Raw genomic sequence first — 26,348 nt, 5'->3', positions numbered from 1 at the left:
TTGCGGAAAGCCCAGTGGGCCAGTCGGCCAGTCGGCCCGGTCAGCCCGGGTAGACCGGTGCCGTCCCGTCCTTGTCGACCTTCTGCCACTGCGCCCCGGTGGGCAGCCGGACGATCCCGTCGTCCGAGTAGGCCACCAGCGGCGCCCGGTCGTCCTCGGAGGCGGCGATCGCCTTCACCCCGGGCAGCGCGCCGGGCGCCGGTCCGTCGAGGGTGGCGCCGTCGACCTGGACGTACCGCATCTGCTGCACGCCGCCCTGCTCCTGGCCGACCACCAGCAGCTGGCTGTCCCCGGCCCAGGTCATGGCGCTGACCTGCTCCAAGTCGGGCGCCGCGGGACGGAGTTCGACCACCGAGGGCGCCTCTCCGGTCCGGTCCTCGCGCTCGATCCGGCCGATCTGCAGGGACTGCTTGCCGTCCTTCTCCACGACCAGCGCGATCCGCACACCGTCGGCGGCCACCCGGACGTCCTTGATCCGGCCGGGCAGGTCCGGGACGGTGACCTTCTCCGCCTTGGCGCTGCCGTGCTCCACGACGTACAGACCCGTGGCCTGCGGGTCGCGGTCGGCCACCCACAGGTCACCGCGCGCGTCCCAGCTGGGCGTGGTCAGCCGGTCGGCGGGCGTCGGGCCCTTGCTGGTGACCAGCGCGCCGCCGAGCGAGCCGTCCGAGGCCAGCGACGTCACACGCAGCGTCACGCCGTAGTCGTCGACCGCGGCCACGCTGCGCTCGTCCCGCGACACCGCCACCGACTGGAGCGTCTTGTCGCCCTCGCCGAGCACGCCCGGCACCTGCACGGACCCGGTGCCGGTGCTGCCGGTCGGCATCCGCACCAGCCGGTGCCTGCCGTCGACGTAGTACAGGTATTCGGGCCGCTTGGACGAGCCGTGCCAGGCGGCGGACTCGGCGCGCTCCTCGGTCAGATCGCACAGCCGGTGGCCGCCGGTGCCCTGCAACTCGACGGACTCCAGGGTCGGCGCCAGATTCCGCAGCGTGAACAGCAGCTGGGTGGCCATCTCGGTGCACTTGGACGCCGAGACGCGCGACTCCTTGAGATTCAGGGGCACCGTCAGCCGGTTCTGGTCGTCCGGCGCCAGCCCGGACACGCCCTTCTGGAGGGCCGTACCGGTCGGGAAGCTGGAGCGCACCACCGGACCGAGCCAGGTGGACGGCCCCTTCAGCACCGAGCGGACCATCTGCGTCATCGCGTCGACCTTGCTGCGCACGAACACCGGATCGGCGACCGCCACCGGCTCCCCGGCCGACCCGACCGACGTACCGGAGGCGAAGTAGTACTTGTCGACGGACGTGTAGTTGCGCTGGAAGTCCGACTTGCCCATGACCACGCCGTCGGGCAGCTCGTCGATGCGCCACTGCCCGGACTTGCTGTCCCGGCTCAGATGCACCTTCTTCCGGTAGGTGCCGCCCGCGGGCCGGTACGCCTGCTGCCAGTCGACCGTGGCCACCCGGGCGCCGGTCAGCACACAGGTGACGCTGTTGGCCGCCTCCCGGCTGCCCGCGCGGCAGTCGGTCTCGATGCTCGGCCCGGTCGCGAGGACCGTGGTCGACCGCTCCGGCCGCCAGGTGCGCGCGGCATCGTCCGCCAGGTACTTGCGGGCCGTGTCGTACGACGGGTCGTCGCTGGTCAGCGCCTCCAGGAAGCCCTGCATGATCTCGCCCGGGTTGGCGTCCTCGGCGGGCGGCATGGCGAACACCCGTACTCCGGTGTCCTGCCGGGGCGTGGACTCCACGTCCCGCAGATCACCGCTGTCGGGCATCGAGGCGCACCCGGCCAGCAGAACGACCCCCAAGGCGGTGTACGCCGCCGCGCGCCACGACTTCCGCCGGGCGCCCCCCTCGCGGTCAGCGCCCACGAAATGCCTCCCCTGGCTCGGTCGAATCCTGTGGCCGCGCCGTCCCCCACCGATCGGACTCCGGTCGTACGGCTTCGCTGCCCGCCTCCGGGTCCGCGGCGGGCCGCTCCTCCGGGCGCCGTACGGCCCCCGTGGGCCGGGGCACCACGCGCGCGCCGTTGCCGTTGCCCGGCAGGGCGGTCGGGTCGGCGGTGGGCGCGACAGGGGCGCGCGGGGGCAGCCCGGGCGCGTGGCCGCCGTTCTGCTGCGCCGGAACGGTCGCCCGCTTCTCCGTGCGGGGCGTCCCGGAGTCGTCGGGGCGGCGCCTGCGGCGCGCGTCCTTGGGCTCCAGCGGTATCGGCGAGCCCCGCAGCGGCTCGTCCGCGGTCCTGGGCAGCGTCAGCCGGAACTGCGATCCGCCGCCCGGCTCGCCCCACGCCTGGAGCCAGCCGCCGTGCAGCCGCGCGTCCTCCAGGGCGATCGACAGCCCGAGGCCGGTGCCGCCGGTGGTGCGGGCGCGGGCCGGGTCGGCCCGCCAGAAGCGGCTGAACACGCGGGTCGCCTCGCCCGGCTTGAGCCCGACGCCGTAGTCGCGCACCGCGACGGCGACCGCGCCGCCGGCGGCGGCCAGCTTGACGATGACGTCCTTGCCCTCGCCGTGCTCGACGGCGTTGACGACGAGATTGCGCAGCACCCGCTCCACCCGCCGGGCGTCGGCCTCGGCGACCACGGGCTGGAGGTCGCCGACCACCCGTATCCGGGTGCCCTTGCGCTCGGCGAGCGGCTCGGCGCCGCCGACCACGCGCCGCACGACCTCCCTGAGGTCGATCGGCTCGGCCTCCAGGGCCGCCGCGCCCGCGTCGAAGCGGCTGATCTCCAGCAGGTCGGCGAGCAGCGATTCGAAGCGGTCCAGCTGGTCGGCGAGCAGTTCGGCGGAGCGCGCGGTCACCGGGTCGAAGTCCTCGCGGGCCTCATGGATGACATCGGCGGCCATCCGGACCGTCGTCAGCGGGGTGCGCAGCTCGTGCGAGACGTCCGAGACGAACCGGCGCTGCATCCGCGACAGGTCCTCCAGCTGCTGGATCTTGCCCTGGAGGTTCTGCGCCATCTTGTTGAACGCCTCGCCCAGCCGGGCGATGTCGTCCTCGCCGGTGACCTTCATGCGCTCCTGGAGCTGACCGGCGGACAGCCGCTCGGCGATCCCGGCCGCCATCCGCACCGGCGTGACGACCTGCCGCACCACCAGCCAGGCGATGGCGCCGAGCAGGACGACGACGAAGAGCCCGGCGGTCGCCAGGGTGCCCTTGACCAGACTGAGGGACTTCTCCTCCTGGGTGAGCGGGAAGAGGTAGTACAGCTCGTACGGCCGCCCGTTCGGGTCGTTGACCTGCTTGCCGATGACGAGCGCGGGCTGCGGGTCCTTGCCGTTGGAGTAGACGATCCGGGTGTAGCTCTGGGCGGCCGTCGTGCCGCTGTTGACCCGTTCACGCAGGTCGGCGGGGACGCTGGAGGTCGGGTTGACGTTGCCGGAGCCGCGCGGGCTGCGGCCGCCGCCGCTGTCGTCGCCGACGGGCAGCGTCACCACGTCGAAGGCGCCCGCGCCGCCGCTGGACAGCGACTCCACGAGGTCGCTCATCCACTGGATGACGTTCTGCGTGGGCCGGCCGTCCGCGCCCGCGGTGCCGTCCGTGCTGCCGTCGGCGGTGCCGGGCGCGGTGCCGGTGCCCGTGCCGTTGGTGCCCGCCGCCTCGTCGGCGCGCTGCTTGGCCACCGCGAAGCCGCCCGTGGCCTGGCTCTGCGAGGCGCGTACCTTCGCGTCCAGCAGGCCGTTGCGCACCTGCCCGATCACGACGAAGCCGAGCAGCAGGACGACGCCCAGCGACATCAGCAGCGTGGTGGCGACGACCCTGAGCTGGATGTTGCGCCGCCACAGCCGCATCACCGGCAGCAGCGGCCGGCGCACCCAGCGCAGGAAGAGCCGCAGGACCGGGCTGCCCTGCACCCCGCCCTGAAGCAGTCCGCCCTCGAAGAGACGCCTCAAGCGGGTACCCGCCGCCGTCCGGCCGACAGGCCGCTTCGGACGGTCCCCGGGCATGCCGGACCCCGAAGCGACACTGTCCCCTGACATGTCAGCTCGGTCCCGCCTTGTAACCGACACCACGGACGGTCACCACGATCTCCGGCCGCTCCGGGTCCTTCTCGACCTTGGAGCGCAGCCGCTGGACATGCACGTTGACCAGGCGGGTGTCGGCGGCGTGGCGGTAGCCCCACACCTGTTCCAGCAGCACCTCGCGGGTGAAGACCTGCCAGGGCTTGCGGGCGAGCGCGACCAGCAGGTCGAACTCCAGCGGGGTCAGCGCGATCGACTGCCCGTCCCGCTTCACCGAGTGCCCGGCCACGTCGATGACCAGGTCACCGATGGTCAGCTGCTCGGGCGCCGGCTCCTCGGAGCGCCGCAGCCGCGCCCGGATCCGCGCCACCAGTTCCTTCGGCTTGAACGGCTTGACGATGTAGTCGTCCGCGCCCGACTCCAGGCCGACCACGACGTCCACGGTGTCGCTCTTGGCCGTGAGCATCACGATCGGCACACCGGACTCGGCACGGATCAGCCGGCACACCTCGATGCCGTCCCGTCCGGGCAGCATCAGGTCGAGGAGCACCAGGTCGGGCTTGCTCTCACGGAACGCGGCCAGCGCCTTGTCGCCGTCGGCTACGAAAGACGGCTCAAAACCTTCACCACGCAGCACGATGCCGAGCATCTCGGCCAGTGCGGTGTCGTCGTCGACGACAAGGACTCGTCCCTTCATAAACGACATCATCCCATTCTCGTAACGACGACAGAGGTGCAGGTGAGCAGGCTCACTGGCCTGTGACGATAGTCGTACGGGACCGTCACTGTCTGCCCCCGACCGTCTCACGGGGCGTTCCGCGGCGCCGGACGCGGGTCCGGCGCCGCGCTCCGGTCAGCCGGCCGGGGCCTCGCGCGCCCGCTCGCAGACCCCCGCGAGCGCCTCGCCCGACACCGGGGTGACCGCACCCTCTTCGGTGACGATGGCCGTCACCAGCTCGGGCGGCGTCACATCGAACGCCGGGTTGTACGCCTGCGTCCCCAGCGGCGCCACCGGGATCCCGCCACCGGGCCCCGTGAAGTGCGCCTGCGGTGCCGTCACCTCGGTCACCTCGAAGCCGGGACGCTGCTCGACCTCGATGGACGCGCCGTCGGGAGTGTCCGGGTCGACCGTGGTCAGCGGCGCCACCACGATGAACGGCACCCCGTGATGACGCGCGAGCACGGCGAGCGGATAGCTGCCCACCTTGTTCGCGACCGAGCCGTCCGCCGCGATCCGGTCCGCCCCGATCAGCACCGCGTCCACCTCACCGGCCGCGAACAGCGAACCCGCCGCGTTGTCGGTGAGCAGGGTGTACGCCATCCCGTTGCGGGCCGCCTCGTACGCCGTCAGGCGCGCGCCCTGGAGCAGCGGACGCGTCTCGTCCACCCACAGCCGCCGCAGCCGCCCCACGCGGTGCGCCGCGAGCGCCACCGCGAAGGCCGTGCCCTCACCGCCCGAGACCAGCGCCCCGGTGTTGCAGTGCGTGAGGATGCGGTGCCCGCCGCCGGGCAGCAGCTCGTCCAGCAGCGCCAGACCGTGGGCCGCCATGCGGGCGCTGGCCTCGGCGTCCTGCCGGTGCAGCGCCCTCGCGGCGGCCAGCGCGGCCGCTGCCGCCGCGGCCGGGTCGCCGCTGCGGGCCAGTTCGGCCTCGTGCGCGGCCCGGGCCCGGCGCACTCCGACGGACAGGTTCACCGCGGTGGGCCGGGCCTCCTCGATGGAGCGCGCCGCCTCGGGCACGTCGAAGCCCCGCGCGGCGGCGAGCGCGACGCCGTACGCCCCCGCGATGCCGAGCAGCGGCGCCCCGCGCACGGCGAGCGAGCGGATCGCCTCCACCAGCGCCGACGCGTCCGTGCACACCAGCTCGGCCTCCTCCACGGGAAGCCTCGTCTGATCGAGAAGGACCAGTACGGGACCTTCGGGTGGTTCCTCCCATCGGATCGCCGGTATTCCGGACGGCCGTTCGTCCCCGCCGCTTCGTGCCTGATGATCAGCCATGCGGTCAGTCTGCCCCGGACAGCGCGGCCAACTGAAGGGATCCGGCCCGTACCTCGCCCGGACCCGACGTGACCACGCCATGGCACGATGTCCACCGACCTGCCGCCGCGACCGCGGACGGGCACCGAGAAGGAGCTCCGATGACAGACACTCCGGGCTGGGCCTCGCCCGGATCCGACCCGACGCCCGAGGGACGGGAACCCGGCGCGTCCGACACCGCCGGCCGGCCCGGAAACGGCTCCGTCGCACCCGCGCCGCAGCCGGGCCCGCAGCCGCAGAGCCCAGGCGCGCAGTGGTCCGGCCATCAGCCGCCACCCGGCCAGTGGTCCACGCCCACCGGTGCCCCGGGCCAGACCCCGCCGCCCGGACCGGGCTGGAGCGGCCCCCGGCCCGGGGCACCCGGCGGATACGGAGGTCCCCCCGGCTACGGCGCCCCCGGCTACGGGGTGCCCGGCGGATACGGAGCCTGGGGCGGCGGCTGGGGCGGTCCCCCGCCCGCGGCCAAGCCCGGTGTCATCCCGCTGCGCCCGCTCGGCGTCGGCGAGATCCTCGACGGCGCCGTCTCCACCCTGCGCACCTACTGGCGCACGGTCCTCGGCATATCCCTCGTGCTCGCGGTGGTCACGGAGATCGTCGCGATCCTCGTCCAGGGCTACTTTCTGAACAGGACCACCACGAAGGCGTCCCTCGGCGACCCGACGATGCCGCCCGGCGAGGCGCTCCGTCTCATGGGCGAGTCGTTCCTCAGCTCCGTCATCCTGGGCCTGATCACCCTGGTCGGCACCCTCATCGCCACCGCGATGCTGACGAGCGTGACCAGCCGCGCGGTCCTCGGCAGGCCGGCCACCCTGGGCGAGGCGTGGCGGGAGGCCCGTCCGCAGCTGCTGAAGCTGCTGGGCCAGATGCTCCTGCTCGGGCTGCTCGGCCTCGGCACCATGCTGGTCGCGTCGCTGCCCGGCGCCATCGGCTTCCTCGCCGGCAGCCGGGTCGCGGGAGCCGCGCTCCTGGTCCTCGGCTTCGGCGCCGGGCTGGTCGTGCTCATGTGGCTGACGGTGCGTTTCTCGCTGGCCGCGCCCGCGCTGATGCTGGAGAAGCAGGGTGTCATGCACTCCCTGCGCCGCTCCGCCAAGCTGGTGCACGGCTCCTGGTGGCGCATCCTCGGCATCCAGCTGCTCGCCGGGCTCATCGTCGGCGTCGTCCGGGTGGTGATCTCGATCCCCTTCACCGTCATCGCCCTGATCGTGGGCGACGACGGCCTGTCCGGTCTGCTGGGCCAGAACGGGGGGCACCTCAGCTGGACCTTCCTGATCATCGTCGGCATCGGCGCGACGATCGGCGTCACCATCACCCTGCCGATCTCCGCCTGCGTCACCGTGTTCCTCTACATCGACCAGCGCATCCGGCGCGAGGGCCTCGACCTCGAACTGGCCCGTGCCGCCGGTGTCCAGGGCACCCCCGCCCCCGCGGGCGTCCCCGGCCCCGTCCCGGGGAGCTGAACGGGTGCTTTGCACGGGGGGATCGGTCACGGCGCCGGGTTCGCCCGGCGCCGTGACCACCGTCGTACACGGCCTGCTGCGCGCCTCGGGCACGTCCGTCCTCGCGGCCGGCGGCCCCGGTGACACGAAACCGGTGACCATCCCGCGCGACCCCGCCCGCGAGGCGGCCCGGCGGGAACTGGCCAAGCGCATGTACCACCAGAACGACCCCAGCCTGTTCGAACGCGCCCTGAAGGCGTTCTGGAACTGGCTCGACGACCTGTTCGGCAGCGTCGCCGGACCGACCCCCGGCGGCGCGGTCGGTCTCCTGGTCGTCGTCCTCTTCGTCCTCGCCGTACTGGCCGCCCTGTGGTGGCGCCTGGGCACCCCGCGCCGCCACCCGGCCCGCACCGCCGCCGTCCTGTTCGACGACGGCCCGCGCAGCGCCGCCGAACACCGCGCGGCCGCCGAGGCGCACGCGGTCCAGAGACACTGGAGCCAGGCCGTCCAGGAACGCATGCGCGCCGTCGTCCGCTCCCTGGAGGAGCGCACGGTGCTCGACATCCGGCCGGGCCGCACCGCCGACGAGGCCGCCGCCGAGGCCGGCCGCGCCCTGCCCGCGCACACCGGCCGACTGCGCGCCGCCGCCCGGGAGTTCGACGACGTGACATACGGCGGGCGCGCCGCGAGCGAGCAGTCGTACCAGCGCCTCGCCGCACTCGACCGCGACCTGGAACGCGCCAGGCCCGCCCACGCGGACAGCACGGCCGCCACCGCCCACAGCAGCAGCCAGGGGGCCGAGTGACCACCGAGGCCGCGGCGCCGACCGCCGCCACCTCCACCGCGCCCCCGGCCCGCACGGTGTGGACGCGGACGCGGGTCATCGTCCTCGCCGTCGTACTCCTCCTGGCCGCGGCCGTCGCCATGGCCGCCGTACGCTCCACCGAGCAGCACGGCCGGCTGGACCCGCGCTCCGCCGACCCCTACGGCAGCCGTGCCGTCGCCCAGTTGCTGGCCGACCGCGGGGTCACCACGCGCGTGGTCACCACCCTGCGCGCCGCCCGCGCCGCCGCGGGCCCCGACACCACCCTCCTGGTCGCCGTCCCCGACCAGCTCACCGGCGGCCAGCAGAGCGAACTGCACCGGGCGACCGCCCCCTCCGGCGGACGCACCGTCCTCGTCGCGGCGAGCGGCTGGTCCGTCGGCCGGCTCGCCCCCGGGGTCAGCGCCGACCCCGCCGACAGCCTCGGCTCCGCCCTGGCCCCCGACTGCGCCCTGCCCGAGGCCCGGCGCGCGGGCAGCGCCGACACCGGCGGCGTCCGCTACACCACCACCCGGCTCGACGCCGACTCCTGCTACCCCAGCGCACGGCTCGCCACCCTGCTGCGCGTCCCGGCCGCCGCCGGGGGCGACACCGTCGTGCTCGGCGCGCCCGACATCCTCTACAACGACCGCCTCGACGAGCGGGGCAACGCCTCGCTCGCCCTGCAACTCCTCGGCTCCCGCCCCCATCTGGTCTGGTACCTCCCCTCGCTGTCCGACGCCCCCGCCGCCGACAGCGACGACAAGAGCCTCTTCGACCTGATCCCCTCGGGCTGGCTGTGGGCCACCCTCCAGTTGTTCATCGCGGCCGTGCTGGCCGCCTTCTGGCGGGGACGCCGCTTCGGACCTCTGGTGCCCGAACGGCTCCCCGTCGCGATCCGCGCCTCCGAGACCGCCGAGGGCCGCGCCCGCCTCTACCGCAAGGCCAACGCCCGCGACCGCGCCGCCGCCGCGCTGCGCTCCGCCGCCCGCACCCGCCTCGCCCCGCTCGTCGGGGTGCCCGTCGCCCAGGCGCACACGCCCGAGGCCCTGCTGCCCGCGCTGTCCGCCCATCTCGCGGGCGACGGACAGGACTTGCGCCCCCTGCTCTTCGGGCCGCCACCCGGCGACGACACGGCCCTGATCGCACTCACCGACCGACTCGACGCCCTCGAAAGAGAGGTACGCCGTTCATGATGGACCCGACCACTGACAACGCCGGGCCGACCAAGGTCGCGGACGATCCCCGCGCCGCCCTGGAGTCCCTGCGCGCCGAGATCGCCAAAGCCGTGGTCGGCCAGGACCCCGCCGTGACCGGACTCGTCGTCGCCCTCCTGTGCCGCGGGCACGTCCTGCTCGAAGGCGTCCCCGGAGTCGCCAAGACGCTGCTCGTGCGCGCCCTCGCGTCCGCCCTCGAACTCGACACCAAGCGCGTCCAGTTCACCCCCGATCTGATGCCGAGCGACATCACCGGCTCACTCGTCTACGACACCCGCTCCGCCGAGTTCTCCTTCCAGCCCGGCCCGGTCTTCACCAACCTCCTGCTCGCGGACGAGATCAACCGCACCCCGCCCAAGACCCAGTCCTCCCTCCTGGAGGCCATGGAGGAACGCCAGGTCACGGTCGACGGCACACCCCGTCCGCTCCCCGAGCCGTTCCTCGTCGCCGCCACCCAGAACCCGGTCGAGTACGAGGGCACCTATCCCCTCCCCGAGGCCCAACTGGACCGGTTCCTGCTCAAGCTGACGATCCCGCTGCCGTCCCGTGAGAACGAGATCGACGTCCTCACCCGCCACGCCTCGGGCTTCGACCCCCGGGATCTGCGCGCCGCGGGCATACGCCCCGTCGCCGGCCCCGCCGACCTGGAGGCGGCCCGTGCCGCGGTCGCAGGGACGACCGTCTCCCCCGAGATCACGGCCTACGTCGTCGATATCTGCCGTGCCACCCGTGAAACCCCTTCCCTCACCATGGGCGTGTCCCCCCGCGGGGCCACCGCCCTTCTGTCCACCGCTCGCGCCTGGGCCTGGCTGACCGGCCGGGACTACGTCATCCCGGACGACGTCAAGGCCCTCGCCCTGCCGACCCTGCGCCACCGCGTCCAGCTGCGCCCCGAGGCGGAGATGGAGGGCGTGACGGCCGACGCGGTCATCAACGCCGTCCTCGCCCACGTCCCGGTCCCCCGCTGATGGCGCTCACCGGACGCGCCGCCCTGCTCGCCGCCCTCGTCTCCATCCCGGTCGGCATCCTGGAGCCGGGCTGGACGGGCATCCTCGCGGTCAACGGTCCGCTGGCCCTGGCCTGCGCCTGCGACTTCGCGCTGGCCGCGCCCGTACGACGCCTGGTCCTGAACCGCTCGGGCGACACCACCGCCCGGCTCGGTGAGGCCGCCGATGTGACGCTCACGGTCGCCAACCCGTCGCGCCGGGTGCTGCGGGCGAAGCTCCGGGACGGCTGGCCGCCCAGCAGCTGGCTGCCCGGGACGGAGGTCGAGTCGGCCCGGCACCAGCTGACCGTGCCTTCAGGTGAGCGCAGGCGGGTCATCACCCGGCTGCGTCCCACTCGCCGGGGCGACCGCCAGGCCGACCGTGTGACGATCCGCTCCTACGGCCCCCTCGGGCTGTTCTCCCGCCAGGGCGCCCATCGGGTGCACTGGTCTGTACGGGTTCTGCCCCCGTTCACGAGCCGAAAGCATCTTCCGTCGAAACTCGCTCGATTGCGTGAACTCGACGGTCGTACAAGCGTTTTGACGCGGGGTGAGGGAACGGAATTCGACAGCCTCCGCGAGTACGTCCCCGGCGACGACACCCGCTCGATCGACTGGCGGGCCACCGCCCGGCAGTCCACGGTCGCCGTGCGTACTTGGCGCCCGGAACGCGACCGCCACATCCTTCTCGTACTGGACACCGGCCGCACCTCGGCCGGCCGGGTGGGCGATGCCCCGCGGCTGGACGCCGCCATGGACGCCGCGCTGCTGCTCGCGGTGCTCGCCTCCCGGGCCGGCGACCGCGTGGCCCTGCTCGCCTACGACCGCCGGACACGCGCCCTGGTCCAGGGCCGCTCCGCCAACGAGTTGCTGCCCTCTCTCGTCGACGCGATGGCCACGCTCGAACCGGAACTCGTGGAGACCGACAACCGGGGCCTGACCTCCATGGCCTTGCGCACGGCGCCCCGGCGTTCCCTGATCGTCCTGCTCACGACGCTGGACGCGGCACCGGTGGAACAGGGGCTGCTCCCGGTGCTCCCTCAACTCACGCATCGCCATACGGTCCTTGTCGCCGCGGTGGCCGACCCGTATATCGCCCAGATGGCGAAGGCTCGGGGCAGTGCGGAGTCAGTGTACGAGGCCGCGGCGGCGGCCCAGGCGCAGAACGAACGCCAGCGCACCGCGGACAAGCTGCGCCGGCATGGCGTCACCGTGGTCGACGCGACCACGGAGAATCTCGCGCCGGCCCTGGCGGACGCGTATCTGGCTCTGAAGGCGGCGGGTCGGCTGTAAACGGCCGTCGATTCGCTGCCCTTCGGGGTATTACCGTGCCGACCGTGCCGGAAAACTGTCCTTGAACGCAGAAAACCCCCGCACCACATGGTGCGGGGGTTTTCCCAAAAATTGTTCGGCGGCGTCCTACTCTCCCACAGGGTCCCCCCTGCAGTACCATCGGCGCTGAAAGGCTTAGCTTCCGGGTTCGGAATGTAACCGGGCGTTTCCCTAACGCTATAACCACCGAAACACTATGAAACTATCAACCAGCAAATGGTTGTTCGTGGTTTCAGAACCAACACAGTGGACGCGAGCAACTGAGGACAAGCCCTCGGCCTATTAGTACCGGTCACCTCCACCAGTTACCTGGCTTCCAGATCCGGCCTATCAACCCAGTCGTCTACTGGGAGCCTTACCCCATCAAGTGGGTGGGAGTCCTCATCTCGAAGCAGGCTTCCCGCTTAGATGCTTTCAGCGGTTATCCCTCCCGAACGTAGCCAACCAGCCATGCCCTTGGCAGAACAACTGGCACACCAGAGGTTCGTCCGTCCCGGTCCTCTCGTACTAGGGACAGCCCTTCTCAAGACTCCTACGCGCACAGCGGATAGGGACCGAACTGTCTCACGACGTTCTAAACCCAGCTCGCGTACCGCTTTAATGGGCGAACAGCCCAACCCTTGGGACCGACTCCAGCCCCAGGATGCGACGAGCCGACATCGAGGTGCCAAACCATCCCGTCGATATGGACTCTTGGGGAAGATCAGCCTGTTATCCCCGGGGTACCTTTTATCCGTTGAGCGACGGCGCTTCCACAAGCCACCGCCGGATCACTAGTCCCGACTTTCGTCCCTGCTCGACCCGTCGGTCTCACAGTCAAGCTCCCTTGTGCACTTACACTCAACACCTGATTACCAACCAGGCTGAGGGAACCTTTGGGCGCCTCCGTTACCCTTTAGGAGGCAACCGCCCCAGTTAAACTACCCATCAGACACTGTCCCTGATCCGGATCACGGACCCAGGTTAGACATCCAGCACGACCAGACTGGTATTTCAACGACGACTCCACCCACACTGGCGTATGAGCTTCACAGTCTCCCAGCTATCCTACACAAGCCGAACCGAACACCAATATCAAACTGTAGTAAAGGTCCCGGGGTCTTTCCGTCCTGCTGCGCGAAACGAGCATCTTTACTCGTAGTGCAATTTCACCGGGCCTATGGTTGAGACAGTCGAGAAGTCGTTACGCCATTCGTGCAGGTCGGAACTTACCCGACAAGGAATTTCGCTACCTTAGGATGGTTATAGTTACCACCGCCGTTTACTGGCGCTTAAGTTCTCAGCTTCGCCCCACCGAAATGGAGCTAACCGGTCCCCTTAACGTTCCAGCACCGGGCAGGCGTCAGTCCGTATACATCGCCTTACGGCTTCGCACGGACCTGTGTTTTTAGTAAACAGTCGCTTCTCGCTGGTCTCTGCGGCCACCCCCAGCTCGAACAGCAAGTGTTCTCACCAGATGTGGCCCCCCTTCTCCCGAAGTTACGGGGGCATTTTGCCGAGTTCCTTAACCATAGTTCACCCGAACGCCTCGGTATTCTCTACCTGACCACCTGAGTCGGTTTAGGGTACGGGCCGCCATGAAACTCGCTAGAGGCTTTTCTCGACAGCATAGGATCATCCACTTCACCACAATCGGCTCGGCATCAGGTCTCACCCTCATGAATGGCGGATTTACCTACCACTCGGGCTACACCCTTACCCCGGGACAACCACCGCCCGGGATGGACTACCTTCCTGCGTCACCCCATCACTCACCTACTAACCGCTCGGTTCAGCGGCTCCACCACTCCCCTCAACTCCGAAGAGATCAGGGCGGCTTCACGGCCTTAGCATCACGATGCTCGATGTTTGACGCTTCACAGCGGGTACCGGAATATCAACCGGTTATCCATCGACTACGCCTGTCGGCCTCGCCTTAGGTCCCGACTTACCCTGGGCAGATCAGCTTGACCCAGGAACCCTTAGTCAATCGGCGCACACGTTTCTCACGTGTGTATCGCTACTCATGCCTGCATTCTCACTCGTCAACCGTCCACAACTACCTTCCGGTGCTGCTTCACCCGGCAGACGACGCTCCCCTACCCATCACAACACCCGTTAGGGCTACATGCTGCAATGACACGACTTCGGCGGTACGCTTGAGCCCCGCTACATTGTCGGCGCGGAATCACTAGACCAGTGAGCTATTACGCACTCTTTCAAGGGTGGCTGCTTCTAAGCCAACCTCCTGGTTGTCTGTGCGACTCCACATCCTTTCCCACTTAGCGTACGCTTAGGGGCCTTAGTCGATGCTCTGGGCTGTTTCCCTCTCGACCATGGAGCTTATCCCCCACAGTCTCACTGCCGCGCTCTCACTTACCGGCATTCGGAGTTTGGCTAAGGTCAGTAACCCGGTAGGGCCCATCGCCTATCCAGTGCTCTACCTCCGGCAAGAAACACACGACGCTGCACCTAAATGCATTTCGGGGAGAACCAGCTATCACGGAGTTTGATTGGCCTTTCACCCCTAACCACAGGTCATCCCCCAGGTTTTCAACCCTGGTGGGTTCGGTCCTCCACGAAGTCTTACCTCCGCTTCAACCTGCCCATGGCTAGATCACTCCGCTTCGGGTCTTGAGCGTGCTACTAAAATCGCCCTGTTCGGACTCGCTTTCGCTACGGCTTCCCCACCCGGGTTAACCTCGCAACACACCGCAAACTCGCAGGCTCATTCTTCAAAAGGCACGCAGTCACGAGAATGTGCAAGCACATTCCGACGCTCCCACGGCTTGTAGGCACACGGTTTCAGGTACTATTTCACTCCCCTCCCGGGGTACTTTTCACCATTCCCTCACGGTACTATCCGCTATCGGTCACCAGGGAATATTTAGGCTTAGCGGGTGGTCCCGCCAGATTCACACGGGATTTCTCGGGCCCCGTGCTACTTGGGTGTCTCTCAAGCAAGCCGCTGACATTTCGACTACGGGGGTCTTACCCTCTACGCCGGACCTTTCGCATGTCCTTCGTCTACATCAACGGTTTCTGACTCGCCCTACGGCCGGCAGACCGTAGAAGAGAGATCCCACAACCCCGCACACGCAACCCCTGCCGGGTATCACACGCATACGGTTTGGCCTCATCCGGTTTCGCTCGCCACTACTCCCGGAATCACGGTTGTTTTCTCTTCCTGAGGGTACTGAGATGTTTCACTTCCCCTCGTTCCCTCCACTTGCCCTATGTGTTCAGGCAAGGGTGACAGCCCATGACGACTGCCGGGTTTCCCCATTCGGAAACCCCCGGATCAAAGCCTGGTTGACGACTCCCCGGGGACTATCGCGGCCTCCCACGTCCTTCATCGGTTCCTGGTGCCAAGGCATCCACCGTGCGCCCTTAAAAACTTGGCCACAGATGCTCGCGTCCACTGTGCAGTTCTCAAACAACGACCAGCCACCCATCACCCCGAACCATCAACAGGTCCGAGTGCACTGGGGCCGGCGACTGAGGAGAAGATCAGATCATTCCCTCAGACACCCAACAGCGTGCCCGACACCCCTCGCCGCATCCTTCATCCGTTCCACGCCGAAGCAGTACTAGGAAGAGAAGCCATCCGAAGAGTGCCGAGTAGTCAACGTTCCACCCATGAGCAACCGTGCAAGACATTTGCTTGCAGTCGGCCATGTGCTCCTTAGAAAGGAGGTGATCCAGCCGCACCTTCCGGTACGGCTACCTTGTTACGACTTCGTCCCAATCGCTGGTCCCACCTTCGACAGCTCCCTCCCACAAGGGGTTGGGCCACCGGCTTCGGGTGTTACCGACTTTCGTGACGTGACGGGCGGTGTGTACAAGGCCCGGGAACGTATTCACCGCAGCAATGCTGATCTGCGATTACTAGCGACTCCGACTTCATGGGGTCGAGTTGCAGACCCCAATCCGAACTGAGACCGGCTTTTTGAGATTCGCTCCACCTCACGGTATCGCAGCTCATTGTACCGGCCATTGTAGCACGTGTGCAGCCCAAGACATAAGGGGCATGATGACTTGACGTCGTCCCCACCTTCCTCCGAGTTGACCCCGGCGGTCTCCCGTGAGTCCCCAGCACCACAAGGGCCTGCTGGCAACACGGGACAAGGGTTGCGCTCGTTGCGGGACTTAACCCAACATCTCACGACACGAGCTGACGACAGCCATGCACCACCTGTACACCGACCACAAGGGGGGCACTATCTCTAATGCTTTCCGGTGTATGTCAAGCCTTGGTAAGGTTCTTCGCGTTGCGTCGAATTAAGCCACATGCTCCGCCGCTTGTGCGGGCCCCCGTCAATTCCTTTGAGTTTTAGCCTTGCGGCCGTACTCCCCAGGCGGGGCACTTAATGCGTTAGCTGCGGCACGGACAACGTGGAATGTTGCCCACACCTAGTGCCCACCGTTTACGGCGTGGACTACCAGGGTATCTAATCCTGTTCGCTCCCCACGCTTTCGCTCCTCAGCGTCAGTATCGGCCCAGAGATCCGCCTTCGCCACCGGTGTTCCTCCTGATATCTGCGCATTTCACCGCTACACCAGGAATTCCGATCTCCCCTACCGAACTCTAGCCTGCCCGTATCGACTGCAGACCCGGGGTTAAGCCCCGGGCTTTCACAACCGACGTGACAAGCCGCCTACGAGCTCTTTACGCCCAATAATTCCGGACAACGCTTGCGCCCTACGTATTACCGCGGCTGCTGGCACGTAGTTAGCCGGCGCTTCTTCTGCAGGTACCGTCACTTTCGCTTCTTCCCTGCTGAAAGAGGTTTACAACCCGAAGGCCGTCATCCCTCACGCGGCGTCGCTGCATCAGGCTTTCGCCCATTGTGCAATATTCCCCACTGCTGCCTCCCGTAGGAGTCTGGGCCGTGTCTCAGTCCCAGTGTGGCCGGTCGCCCTCTCAGGCCGGCTACCCGTCGTCGCCTTGGTGAGCCGTTACCTCACCAACAAGCTGATAGGCCGCGGGCTCATCCTGCACCGCCGGAGCTTTACACCGTCAAGGATGCCCAAGACGGTCATATCCGGTATTAGACCCCGTTTCCAGGGCTTGTCCCAGAGTGCAGGGCAGATTGCCCACGTGTTACTCACCCGTTCGCCACTAATCCACCCCGAAGGGCTTCATCGTTCGACTTGCATGTGTTAAGCACGCCGCCAGCGTTCGTCCTGAGCCAGGATCAAACTCTCCGTGAATGTTTACTCGGCCGAAAAACATTTCAGCCGGTGACACATTGGAGAGCGGAACGGTCGGAGGAATAGTCCGACCGTTCACAGCGTCCTCGCTGTGTTTATTTCAAAGGAACCACGTCCCGGTCGTGATGACCGGAGACGGGGTATCAACATATCTGGCGTTGACTTTTGGCACGCTGTTGAGTTCTCAAGGAACGGTCGCTTCCTTTGTACTCACCCTCTCGGGCTTTCCTCCGGGCTTCCCTTCGTGTTTCCGACTCTATCAGATCTTTTCTCGATCCGATTTCCTCGGCGCTTTCCAGGTTTCCGCTCTCGCGTTTCCCTTTCCGGCGGTTCCGACTTTATCAGAAGTTCTTGACCGGTCTGACCGGCCGCTCATTTCTGAGTAATCGGGAGGATGCTTCTTTTGAATGTCGATAGCGACTTCTTGGAAGCTAGCAGAGTCTAGCGGTCGCCACTGGACGTGTCCAGTTCTAGGCAACTGTTTGAATCTACCTCCCCACGCGACCCGTGTCAACAGGTCCTGTGGGCGAAGAGGACACTAGCAGCTCAGAGGGGCCGGACGCACATCAGGCGGCGGTGGGCACGGAGGAACTGCGGTCCGCCGCGTCGAGATCACCCGTCTCGCCCTCTCGTACCGCGCGGCCCCCGAGGACGTACACGTACGTCAGGAAGGCCGCCTCGGCCACGACACCGATGCCGATGCGGGCCCAGGTGGGCAGGCCGGACGGTGTCACGAAGCCTTCGATGGCGCCGGAGACGAACAGGACCAGCGCGAGGCCGATCGCCATGCCCACCGCGGCCCGGCCCTCCTCCGCGAGCGCGGCGCGCCGGGTGCGGGGGCCGGGGTCGACGAGGGTCCAGCCCAGGCGCAGGCCCGTACCGGCGGCGACGAAGACCGCTGTCAGTTCCAGCAGGCCGTGCGGCAGGACCAGGCCGAGGAAGGTGTCGAGGCGGCCTGCGGAGGACATCAGGCCGAAGCCGACACCGAGGTTGAGCATGTTCTCGAAGAGGATCCAGAGGACCGGCAGCCCCAGGAAGACGCCCAGGACCAGGCACATCGCGGCGGCCTCGGCGTTGTTCGTCCACACCTGGGCGGCGAAGGAGGCCGCCGGATGGCTGGAGTAGTAGGTCTCGTACTCACCGCCGGGACGCGTCATCTGGCGCAGCTGGGCGGGGGCGGCGATGGACGCCTGCACCTCCGGGTGCGCGCCGATCCACCAGCCCAGCAGGATCGCGAGGGCCGTGGAGACCAGCGCCGTGGGGATCCACCAGCGGCGCGCGCGATAGACGGCGGCCGGGAAGCCGCGGGTCAGGAAGCCGGTCACATCGCGCCAGGAGGCGGTGCGGGCACCGGTGACGGCGCTGCGCGCACGGGCGACGAGCTGGCTGAGTCGTCCGGTGAGCTGCGGATCGGGCGCGCTGGACTGGATGAGCGAGAGATGGGTCGCGGTGCGCTGGTAGAGGGTGACGAGTTCGTCGGCCTCGGCGCCGTCGAGGCGGCGCCGGCGGCTGAGCAGGGCGTCGAGGCGGTCCCATTCGGCTCGGTGTGCGGAGACGAAGACGTCCAGGTCCATCGGGTCTGCCTGCTCCTCGGCCGGTCGCCGACCGGTCGTCGTCGATGATCGCGTTTGCTGTCGGCTTGTCGGGGCCGGACCAGGGGAAGGACGGGCGGGCGTGAGCGAGCTGGTGACCGGCGAGGCGGTGGCGCTCGAACTGCTGCCCGCGAAGTTTCCGAGCAGGGCGTTGGCCGTACTGCTCGATCTGGCGGCGGTGGTGATCACGTACATCGCGGTCACCATGGTGCTCGTGGTGACGACGTCCTCCCTGGACGGTGCCGCGCGGACGGCGCTGGGCATCGCGACGTTCCTGCTGGTGCCCGTCGGTGTGCCGATCGCGGTGGAGACGCTGAGCCACGGCCGTTCGCTCGGGAAGCTGGCGCTGGGGCTTCGGGTGGTGCGGGACGACGGCGGGCCGATCCGGTTCCGGCACGCGCTGGTGCGGGGTGCGATCGGTGTGGTCGAGATCCTCATGACGTTCGGGACGATCGCGTCGATCGCGTCGCTGGTCTCGGCGCGGGGGCGGCGGCTCGGGGACGTCTTCGCGGGAACTCTTGTCGTGCGGGAGCGGATCCCGGTGGGGCGGACCGGCCTCGTCGCGCCTCCGCCGCCGCATCTCGCGCAGCGGTTCACCGGTCTCGATCTGTCGGCGGTGCCGGACGGGCTGTGGCTGGCCGTACGGCAGTACCTGACGCGGATGCGGCAGCTGGATCCCGGGGTGTCGTCGGACATGGCGCGGCGGCTCGCCGGTGATCTCGCGGCGCGTACGGGGGCTCCGCTGCCCGTCGATCTTCCTCCGGCCGTCTTCCTCGCCGCCGTGGTGCACGAGCGGCAGTCGCGGGAGGCGCGGCAGGCCCGGCAGTCGCTCGGTACGGACGGTCCCGTGGCGGGCGGGGTCCCGGCGCCGGTCCGGCCGGAGTCGCCCGGCGTGCCGTCGGCGGCGCTCGCCTCGAAGGAGCAGCCGGGCGAGCGTCCGGCCACGGGGTTCGCGCCGCCCGCGTAGGCCGAGTGCGGCTTTCCTGACTTCCCCGCGGCTCCTCCGCGACGCCCCCGCGCTTCCTCGCCTCCCGCGCAGGAGAACGGGTCTCGTACGCCCCGCCGCTCAGCGGAACGTCGACGGCGGTGACTCCAGGTCCTCCAGCTCGATCCCGGGCGCGGCCAGGACCACGTCGCCGGCGATGTGGACGGTGTGCTGCTCGCCCGTGTCCAGGGCAGTGACCTGGTATTCCTCCACGGTCAGGGGGCCGTTGTCAGTGGCGTGTGCTTCGCTGTTCACCAGTGCCCAGGACTGGTCCACGGTGCGGGGGGCGAGGACCGGATCCGTGAGGGCGACGAGTCGTACGCGGGTCGCGGAGGAGGGGGTGAGGCGCAGGAGCCGAGCGGTGGCGACGAGGAACGCGGGGGACGTGCCGGTGAAGGCGTGGGCGCGCACATTGCCTTCGGCGGCATGGGTTCCGGTGGGGTCCGTGCGGACCCAGGTGACGCCGTCGAGGGCGGCACCGCGCACCTGCCAGCCGCCCGCGTGGAGTTCGAGGCGGATGGGACGGCCGAGGTCGTCCAGGGCGAGGTCGACCGAACCGCGCCGGTCGCCCGCGGGGGTCGTCAGCCGGGAGACATAGCGCCAGCCGGACGGGCCGGGGGCGCACTGGAAGTGTTCCTCACCGAGGGGGGCGTGATCGTGCGGATCGTGGAGCGAATAGCGGCCGCGGGGCATGGGGGTCCTGGGTCGTGACGGGCTCGGGGCGTCGCCGCGGTATGTCGGTCCGGGGGCGTGAGCGCCGGGCGGGTGCGTGAAGCCGGACCGGACCGGCGAAAGGGGCAGGCCCCCGGCACGGGGGTGCGGGGGCCTGCCTCTGCGGACTACCTGGCCGAGACGCGGTGACGCGGCTCGGGGGCGGTCAGTAGCGGTAGTGGTCCGACTTGTACGGACCCTCGACCTCGACGCCGATGTACGCGGCCTGCTCCGGGCGCAGCGTCGTCAGCTTGACGCCGAGCGCGTCCAGGTGGAGACGGGCGACCTTCTCGTCCAGGTGCTTGGGCAGCACGTACACACCGGTCGGGTACGCGTCGGGCTTGGTGAACAGCTCGATCTGGGCCAGCGTCTGGTCCGCGAACGAGTTCGACATCACGAACGACGGGTGGCCCGTGGCGTTGCCCAGGTTCAGCAGACGGCCCTCGGACAGCACGATGATCACCTTGCCGTCCGGGAACGTCCACGTGTGGACCTGCGGCTTGACCTCGTCCTTGACGATGCCCGGGATCTTCGCCAGGCCGGCCATGTCGATCTCGTTGTCGAAGTGACCGATGTTCCCGACGATCGCCTGGTGCTTCATCCTGGCCATGTCCGAGGCCATGATGATGTCCTTGTTGCCCGTCGTGGTGACGAAGATGTCGGCCTTGTCGACGACCTCGTCCAGCGTCGTGACCTGGTAGCCGTCCATCGCCGCCTGGAGCGCGCAGATCGGGTCGATCTCCGTCACGATCACCCGCGCGCCCTGGCCGCGCAGGGACTCGGCGCAGCCCTTGCCCACGTCGCCGTAACCGCACACGACAGCGGTCTTGCCGCCGATCAGGACGTCGGTGGCACGGTTGATGCCGTCCACCAGCGAGTGCCGGCAGCCGTACTTGTTGTCGAACTTCGACTTCGTCACCGCGTCGTTGACGTTGATCGCGGGGAACAGCAGCACACCGTCACGCTGCATCTCGTACAGACGGTGCACACCCGTCGTGGTCTCCTCGGTCACGCCGCGGATCTCGGAGGCCAGCTGGGTCCACTTCTGCGAGCCGTCCGTGATGGTGCGGTGCAGCAGTTCGAGGATGACGCGGTGCTCGTCGGACTCGGCGGTCTCCAGGCCGGGGACCTTGCCGTCCTTCTCGTACTCGACGCCCTTGTGGACGAGGAGGGTGGCGTCGCCGCCGTCGTCCAGGATCATGTTCGGGCCACCGGTGGGGCTGTCCGCCCAGGTCAGCGCCTGCTCGGTGCACCACCAGTACTCGTCCAGGGTCTCGCCCTTCCAGGCGAAGACGGGGACGCCCTGGGGGTTGTCCGGCGTGCCGTTCGGGCCGACGGCGATGGCGGCGGCGGCGTGGTCCTGGGTGGAGAAGATGTTGCAGGAGGCCCAGCGGACCCGGGCGCCGAGGGCGACCAGGGTCTCGATCAGCACGGCGGTCTGCACCGTCATGTGCAGGGAACCGGTGACACGGGCGCCGGCCAGCGGCTGGGACTCGGCGTACTCCTTGCGGATCGCCATCAGGCCGGGCATCTCGTGCTCGGCGAGGGTGATCTCCTTGCGGCCGAACTCGGCCAGCGAGAGATCGGCGACCTTGAAGTCCTGTCGGTTGTCGACAGTCGTCATGACGAGCTGCTCCTCGGAATAGGGGCGAGGGGTGGGTACGGCTGGTCTGCGCGGCGGCGGACATACGGATGCCCGGGAAGAGGACACAGGCATGCCCACGTGCGCGCAGCGCAGTCCGTCGGAGGCCCTCTCTCCCTCGGACGGTCCGTGATGCGACCGCCCGACCGCCATCAGCAGCGACGTCTGGCTCCGTCCCAAGCTACACCGGACCGCCCGGTGGCCCACAGTCCGCGTCCGCGTGGTTCCAGCCGTATCCGAGGCGGGCGCGAGGTCCGGGGCGGGGTGGGCGGTGCCGGTCAGTGGCCGTCGACGTGTGGGTTCGGGCCACCGGGGGTCGCCAGCGGGTCCGGGCCCTTGGCGGCCTCGGCCTCGCTGTAGATGTCGGGTTCGAGGTAGATCACACGGGCGATCGGGACGGCGGTGCGGATGCGGTCCTCGGCGGCGTCGATGGCGGCGGCGACCTCGGCGGCGGTGTCGTCGTGCCGTACCGCGATCTTGGCGGCGACCAGCAGTTCCTCGGGGCCGAGGTGGAGGGTGCGCATGTGGATGATGCGGGTGACGGAGGCGCCGTCGACGGTCGCGGCCTCGATCTTCTTGATCACGTCGAGGCCGGCCGCTTCGCCCAGCAGCAGCGACTTGGTCTCGGCGGCGAGGACCAGGGCGATGCAGACGAGCAGGACACCGATGCAGACGGTGCCGACGCCGTCCCAGACGCCGTCGCCGGTGAGCAGGGAGAGGCCGACGCCGCCGAGGGCGAGGACCAGACCGATGAGCGCGCCGAAGTCCTCCAGCAGGACGACGGGCAGTTCGGGGGCCTTGGCGCGGCGGATGAACTGCGACCAGGACAGCGAGCCGCGCAGCTCCTTGGACTCCTTGATCGCGGTGCGGAAGGAGAAGCCCTCGGCGAGGATCGCGAAGATGAGGACGCCCACCGGCCAGTACCAGTTCTCCAGGGCGTGCGGGTGGGAGACCTTTTCGTAGCCCTCGTAGATGGCGAACATGCCGCCGACGGAGAAGAGGACGATCGAGACGAGGAAGGCGTAGATGTACCGCTCGCGGCCGTAGCCGAAGGGGTGCTGCGGGGTGGCCTCGCGCTGGGCCTTCTTGCCGCCGACGAGCAGCAGGAACTGGTTCCCGGAGTCGGCCAGCGAGTGGACGCCCTCGGCGAGCATCGAGGACGAGCCGCTGAAGGCGAACGCCACGAACTTCGATGCCGCGATCGCGAGGTTGGCGCCGAGTGCCGCCACGATCGCCCTGGTACCGCCTGACGCGCTCATGTGTCCGCGTTGTCCCTTCGGTCTCTGCTCGGTCTCTGGGCCTTTGCGCGGCCTTTGCCGGTGGGTCATTGTTGCAGCCCGGCCGGGCCCCGGCGCGTCAGGTATCCACAGCCCCGGTCATACGATCCGTCAGACGCGCACGGTGGCGCGGAAGACCGTACCCGCGCCCGAGATCTCGGCCTTGTCGCCCGCGGGGACGAACACCGACTGTCCCGGGCCCAGTTCGTGCTCGCCCGCGCGGACGGAGCCGGCCGTGCACAGCAGGATCTGCGGGGTGTCCCGGGTGAGGTCGCGGGCGGTGCCGCCCTCGGCCAGGACGTAGCGGGAGAGCCGGAACTCGTCGATCGGCGTCTCGTAGACCTCTTCGCCGTCGGGGGCTGCCTCGGGCCGCAGTACGCCGGGGTCGCCCGCCTCGAAGCGGACGACGCGCAGGAGTTCGGGCACGTCGACGTGTTTGGGGGTCAGACCGCAGCGAAGGACGTTGTCGGAGTTGGCCATGATCTCGACGCCCAGGCCGTCGAGATAGGCGTGCGGGACGCCGGCGCCCAGGAACAGGGCCTCGCCGGGCTGGAGTCGGACGTGGTTGAGCAGCATGGCCGCGATGACGCCGGGGTCGCCGGGGAAGTGGTGGGCGAGGCCGGCGTACGGGGCGTGGTCGCCGCCCAGGCGGGCGCAGGCCGCGGTGGCCTCGGCGACCGTACGGGCCATGTCGTCGCGGTCCGCGGAGAGGATCGCGGTGAGGACCTCGCGCAGGGCCGCTTCCTCGGGGCGGGCGCCCAGGAGATCGACGTACGGCTTGAGGGAGTCGACGCCGAGGGCGGCGAGCAGTTCGGCGGCACGGGCCGGTTCGCGGAAGCCGCACAGGCCGTCGAACTCGGTGAGGGCGCAGATCAGTTCGGGCTTGTGGTTGGCGTCCTTGTAGTTGCGGTGCGGCGCGTCGATCGGGACGCCTCTGCGCTCCTCGTCGTCGTAACCCTCCCTGGCCTGCTCCAGATCGGGGTGCACCTGGAGGGACAGGGGCGCGCCGGCGGCGAGGATCTTCAGCAGGAAGGGCAGCCGGGGGCCGAACCTGGCCACGGCCTCCTTGCCCAGTTCGCGCTCCGGGTCGGCGTCGATCACCTCGGCGAGCGTGCCGCGCGCGGTGCGCGAGGGGGCGCCGGGGTGGGCGCCCATCCACATCTCCGCCTGGGGTTCGCCGGTCGGCTCGACGCCGAGCAGGTGCGGGAGGGCGGTGGGGGAACCCCAGGCGTAGGGGCGGACGGTGTTGTCGAGGCGGTCCATGTGTCTTCTCTGTCTTCCGTGCGTGCGCTGCTCGGCCGGCGGGCCCCGCGCGGGGCGCGGTGCCGGTGTGCGGGCCGTGGAAGGGCGGGCCCGGGGCCGGTGCGGACCGGCCCGTAGCCAGATCAGGCCCCGGAAGCGAGCGCCAGGTAAACGGCGGCGAAATCCGTGACGGCGATCAGTTCCGCGAGGGTCTCCAGTTCGCCGCCCTCCTCGGGTTCGAGTTCGCTGATCGGCGTGTCGTGGCTGAGGGCCAGGTCACGGGCGGTGGGGGCGGCGGAGAGGCCGCCGCTGGGGCGGTCGCGCAGCAGCACCACGCGCGCGTGCAGGGCGGGCGCCTCCTCCACGCGGTCGCGGAAGAAGTCGTCCGGGTCGGCGCTGGCGGCGAGCGGGCCGGCCAGCAGGGTGCCGTGCGCGGCGAGTGCCTCGGGGAGTTCGGCGACGACGGCGGGGCGCCCGGCGAGTTCGGCGAGGGCGGCCACGAAGCGGCGGCCCGCGGGGCCCGCGGAGGCGCCCTCGGTCCACACCACGGGGAGCGCGTCGGCGAGTTCGGCGGCGACGGTCTTGGCGGGGTTGCTGTAGGCCACGATGGCGGGGCCGCAGCGCTCGGCGATCCGGTCGAGGCGGTCGGCGACCTTCTCCAGGGCCTCGGGCGGGGCGGTGAGCAGGCCGATCCGGTCGAGGAGGGCGAGCAGCGGGGTCAGCAGGGCCCAGAAGACGCCGGGCGAGGACGCGGCGAGCGGTTCCTCGTGGTCGTAGGGCGCCGTCGCCATCGGTACGAACAGTCCGTGGGAGCCGCCGGTGGCCTCGGCGACGGGGGTGCCGGAGGGGGCGACGGCGACGACGGTGAGGCCGCGGCGGTACGCCTGGTCGGCGAGGAGGGCGAGGCTGGGTTCGGTGCCGTCCGGGGTGGTGATCAGGAGGAGGTCGACCGAGCCGGCCCAGCCGGGGAGTTCCCAGCGCAGGGCGCCCGCGGCGGGGGCGATGCCGGTCGGGGCGAGGCGGACCACGGGGCTGCCTGGTCCCGCCAGGGTGCCGAGGAGGTCGGCGGTGTGGGTGGCGGCGGCGCCGGGTCCGGCGATCAGTACGGCGCGGGGGCGGCCGTCGGGTTTGAGGTTGCCGACGCCGGCCTCGGCGGCGTGCCGGGCGGCGGTGCGGACGCGGGCGCCGGCCTCGGCGGCACCGCGCAGCAGGCCCCGGCGGTCGGCCTCGGCGAGGCCCTCCGGGCTGTCGAGCAGCGATTCGTCCAACATGGGCGGCAGCCTCCGATGGCCGGGGAGTGGCTACGACGTCTACGACGCTACGGGGTGCGGGGGTCTTCCGGCGGTACGGCGGTGTCCTCGCCGGTACGACGGCCGGACCGCGTCACTCGGGGCGGCGGGCCTCGTCCACGAGGAGGACCGGGATGCCGTCGCGGACCGGGTAGGCGAGACCGCAGTCCTGGCCGGTGCAGATCAGCTCGGTGTCCTGCTCCTTGAGGGGGGCGTGGCAGGCCGGGCAGGCGAGGATCTCCAGGAGGCCGGCTTCGAGCGGCATGGGGTGTGTCCCTTCGAGGGCGAGGTTTCTTGGACCGCTGGTCAGCGTACCGCTGCGGGGAGGGTGGGGCGGGGGTCGCGGTAAGGCTTTGCCCGCCGGCCCGCTCGACTCGGTCGGCTGAGGGGCGGGGGTAGGGGCTCCTGCCCGGCCGCCCGAGCCGGGGTGGGAGGGCCGGAGCGGAGGGGCAGGGCTTGGCGGCCGGGCTTGGCGGCCGGGCTTGGCGGCCGGGCTTGGCGGCCGGGCTTGGCGGCCGGGCTTGGCGGCCGGGCTTGGCGGCCGGGCTTGGCGGCCGGGCAGGAGCCGGGGTGGTGGGACGCGGCGTCCTGTCTCGGGTCCCGGCTCCGCCCTTCCGCCCGGCCGAATCGCTCCGCCGAGAGGCCCGA

Annotated in this window: 17 protein-coding genes and 3 rRNA genes; 6 read left to right on the top strand and 14 right to left on the bottom strand. The window is 69.7% G+C overall.

The genetic code is table 11. The features are described from left to right. Nucleotides 1–40: 40 nt before the first annotated feature. From QHG49_RS21375 to mtnA, 4 genes are all read right to left on the bottom strand, one after another. Entirely contained in the window at nt 41–1,873 is a 1,833-nt protein-coding gene (locus QHG49_RS21375) for an LpqB family beta-propeller domain-containing protein (RefSeq protein ID WP_201300573.1), read from the bottom strand. Then, entirely contained in the window at nt 1,863–3,980 is a 2,118-nt protein-coding gene (gene mtrB / locus QHG49_RS21370) for an MtrAB system histidine kinase MtrB (RefSeq protein WP_301490778.1), read from the bottom strand. Before mtrB ends, QHG49_RS21375 begins: the two co-directional genes overlap by 11 nt. Before the next feature lies 1 nt (nt 3,981). Further along, nucleotides 3,982–4,671, bottom strand: a complete 690-nt coding sequence (gene mtrA / locus QHG49_RS21365) for a two-component system response regulator MtrA (RefSeq protein WP_187279108.1) — start codon at nt 4,669–4,671, stop codon at nt 3,982–3,984. A gap of 144 nt (nt 4,672–4,815) precedes the next feature. Further along, entirely contained in the window at nt 4,816–5,958 is a 1,143-nt protein-coding gene (gene mtnA / locus QHG49_RS21360) for an S-methyl-5-thioribose-1-phosphate isomerase (RefSeq protein WP_145485212.1), read from the bottom strand. A 140-nt stretch (nt 5,959–6,098) separates the two neighbouring features. On the opposite strand from mtnA, the gene QHG49_RS21355 reads away from it, so the two are divergent. From QHG49_RS21355 to QHG49_RS21335, 5 genes are read left to right on the top strand one after another with little or no spacing between them, the layout of a single operon-like run. After that, a complete protein-coding gene (locus QHG49_RS21355) occupies nt 6,099–7,454 on the top strand; it encodes a hypothetical protein (protein ID WP_301490774.1) in 1,356 nt (451 codons plus the stop codon). Nucleotides 7,455–7,506: 52 nt separating this feature from the next. Then, nucleotides 7,507–8,238, top strand: coding sequence for a DUF4129 domain-containing protein (locus QHG49_RS21350; protein WP_370530493.1), 732 nt, complete (start codon nt 7,507–7,509; stop codon nt 8,236–8,238). Beyond that, entirely contained in the window at nt 8,235–9,431 is a 1,197-nt protein-coding gene (locus QHG49_RS21345; RefSeq protein ID WP_301490772.1) for a DUF4350 domain-containing protein, read from the top strand. Before QHG49_RS21350 ends, QHG49_RS21345 begins: the two co-directional genes overlap by 4 nt. Next, nucleotides 9,431–10,420 (top strand): MoxR family ATPase, encoded by a 990-nt coding sequence (locus QHG49_RS21340; RefSeq protein ID WP_159701909.1) that lies wholly within the window; start codon nt 9,431–9,433, stop codon nt 10,418–10,420. The genes QHG49_RS21345 and QHG49_RS21340 overlap by 1 nt, the downstream gene beginning before the upstream one ends. Continuing rightward, a complete protein-coding gene (locus tag QHG49_RS21335; protein ID WP_301490769.1) occupies nt 10,420–11,730 on the top strand; it encodes a DUF58 domain-containing protein in 1,311 nt (436 codons plus the stop codon). Before QHG49_RS21340 ends, QHG49_RS21335 begins: the two co-directional genes overlap by 1 nt. A 113-nt stretch (nt 11,731–11,843) precedes the next feature. Here the strand turns inward: QHG49_RS21335 and rrf are convergent. The 4 genes from rrf to QHG49_RS21315 form a co-directional block, all read right to left on the bottom strand. Continuing rightward, a 5S ribosomal RNA gene (gene rrf, locus QHG49_RS21330) occupies nt 11,844–11,960 on the bottom strand. Nucleotides 11,961–12,031: 71 nt separating this feature from the next. Further along, nucleotides 12,032–15,152, bottom strand: a 23S ribosomal RNA gene (locus tag QHG49_RS21325). 285 nt (nt 15,153–15,437) lie between these two features. Next, nucleotides 15,438–16,962: ribosomal RNA gene (locus tag QHG49_RS21320) — 16S ribosomal RNA — on the bottom strand. Together the 16S, 23S and 5S rRNA genes form the textbook arrangement of a ribosomal RNA operon. A gap of 566 nt (nt 16,963–17,528) precedes the next feature. After that, nucleotides 17,529–18,536, bottom strand: a complete 1,008-nt coding sequence (locus tag QHG49_RS21315; RefSeq protein ID WP_301490768.1) for a stage II sporulation protein M — start codon at nt 18,534–18,536, stop codon at nt 17,529–17,531. A gap of 100 nt (nt 18,537–18,636) precedes the next feature. Here QHG49_RS21315 and QHG49_RS21310 point away from each other — a divergent pair, with 100 nt between their 5' ends. Next, a complete protein-coding gene (locus QHG49_RS21310; RefSeq protein WP_301490767.1) occupies nt 18,637–19,521 on the top strand; it encodes an RDD family protein in 885 nt (294 codons plus the stop codon). Between the two features lie 99 nt (nt 19,522–19,620). On the opposite strand, the gene QHG49_RS21305 is transcribed toward QHG49_RS21310, so the two are convergent. From QHG49_RS21305 to QHG49_RS21280, 6 genes are all read right to left on the bottom strand, one after another. Beyond that, nucleotides 19,621–20,232, bottom strand: coding sequence for a hypothetical protein (locus QHG49_RS21305; protein ID WP_301490765.1), 612 nt, complete (start codon nt 20,230–20,232; stop codon nt 19,621–19,623). A gap of 184 nt (nt 20,233–20,416) precedes the next feature. Further along, nucleotides 20,417–21,874 carry an adenosylhomocysteinase gene (ahcY, locus tag QHG49_RS21300; protein ID WP_301490763.1) on the bottom strand — a complete coding sequence of 486 codons (1,458 nt, stop codon included), beginning with the start codon at nt 21,872–21,874 and terminating at the stop codon, nt 20,417–20,419. A 296-nt stretch (nt 21,875–22,170) separates the two neighbouring features. Further along, a complete protein-coding gene (locus QHG49_RS21295; protein WP_301490762.1) occupies nt 22,171–23,151 on the bottom strand; it encodes a cation diffusion facilitator family transporter in 981 nt (326 codons plus the stop codon). Nucleotides 23,152–23,280: 129 nt separating this feature from the next. Then, complete coding sequence (gene manA, locus QHG49_RS21290) at nt 23,281–24,432, bottom strand: mannose-6-phosphate isomerase, class I (RefSeq protein WP_301490761.1); 1,152 nt, start codon at nt 24,430–24,432, stop codon at nt 23,281–23,283. A gap of 122 nt (nt 24,433–24,554) precedes the next feature. Then, nucleotides 24,555–25,682 carry an SIS domain-containing protein gene (locus tag QHG49_RS21285; RefSeq protein WP_301490760.1) on the bottom strand — a complete coding sequence of 376 codons (1,128 nt, stop codon included), beginning with the start codon at nt 25,680–25,682 and terminating at the stop codon, nt 24,555–24,557. Between the two features lie 112 nt (nt 25,683–25,794). Then, nucleotides 25,795–25,965, bottom strand: coding sequence for a Trm112 family protein (locus QHG49_RS21280; RefSeq protein WP_014673093.1), 171 nt, complete (start codon nt 25,963–25,965; stop codon nt 25,795–25,797). Nucleotides 25,966–26,348: the final 383 nt, after the last annotated feature.

It is taken from the genome of Streptomyces sp. WP-1 (genome assembly GCF_030450125.1).
Classification (GTDB): Bacteria; Actinomycetota; Actinomycetes; order Streptomycetales; family Streptomycetaceae; genus Streptomyces; species Streptomyces incarnatus.
Note: the sequence above shows the minus strand (reverse complement) of the source record. Positions and strands in the feature narration are given on the sequence as shown.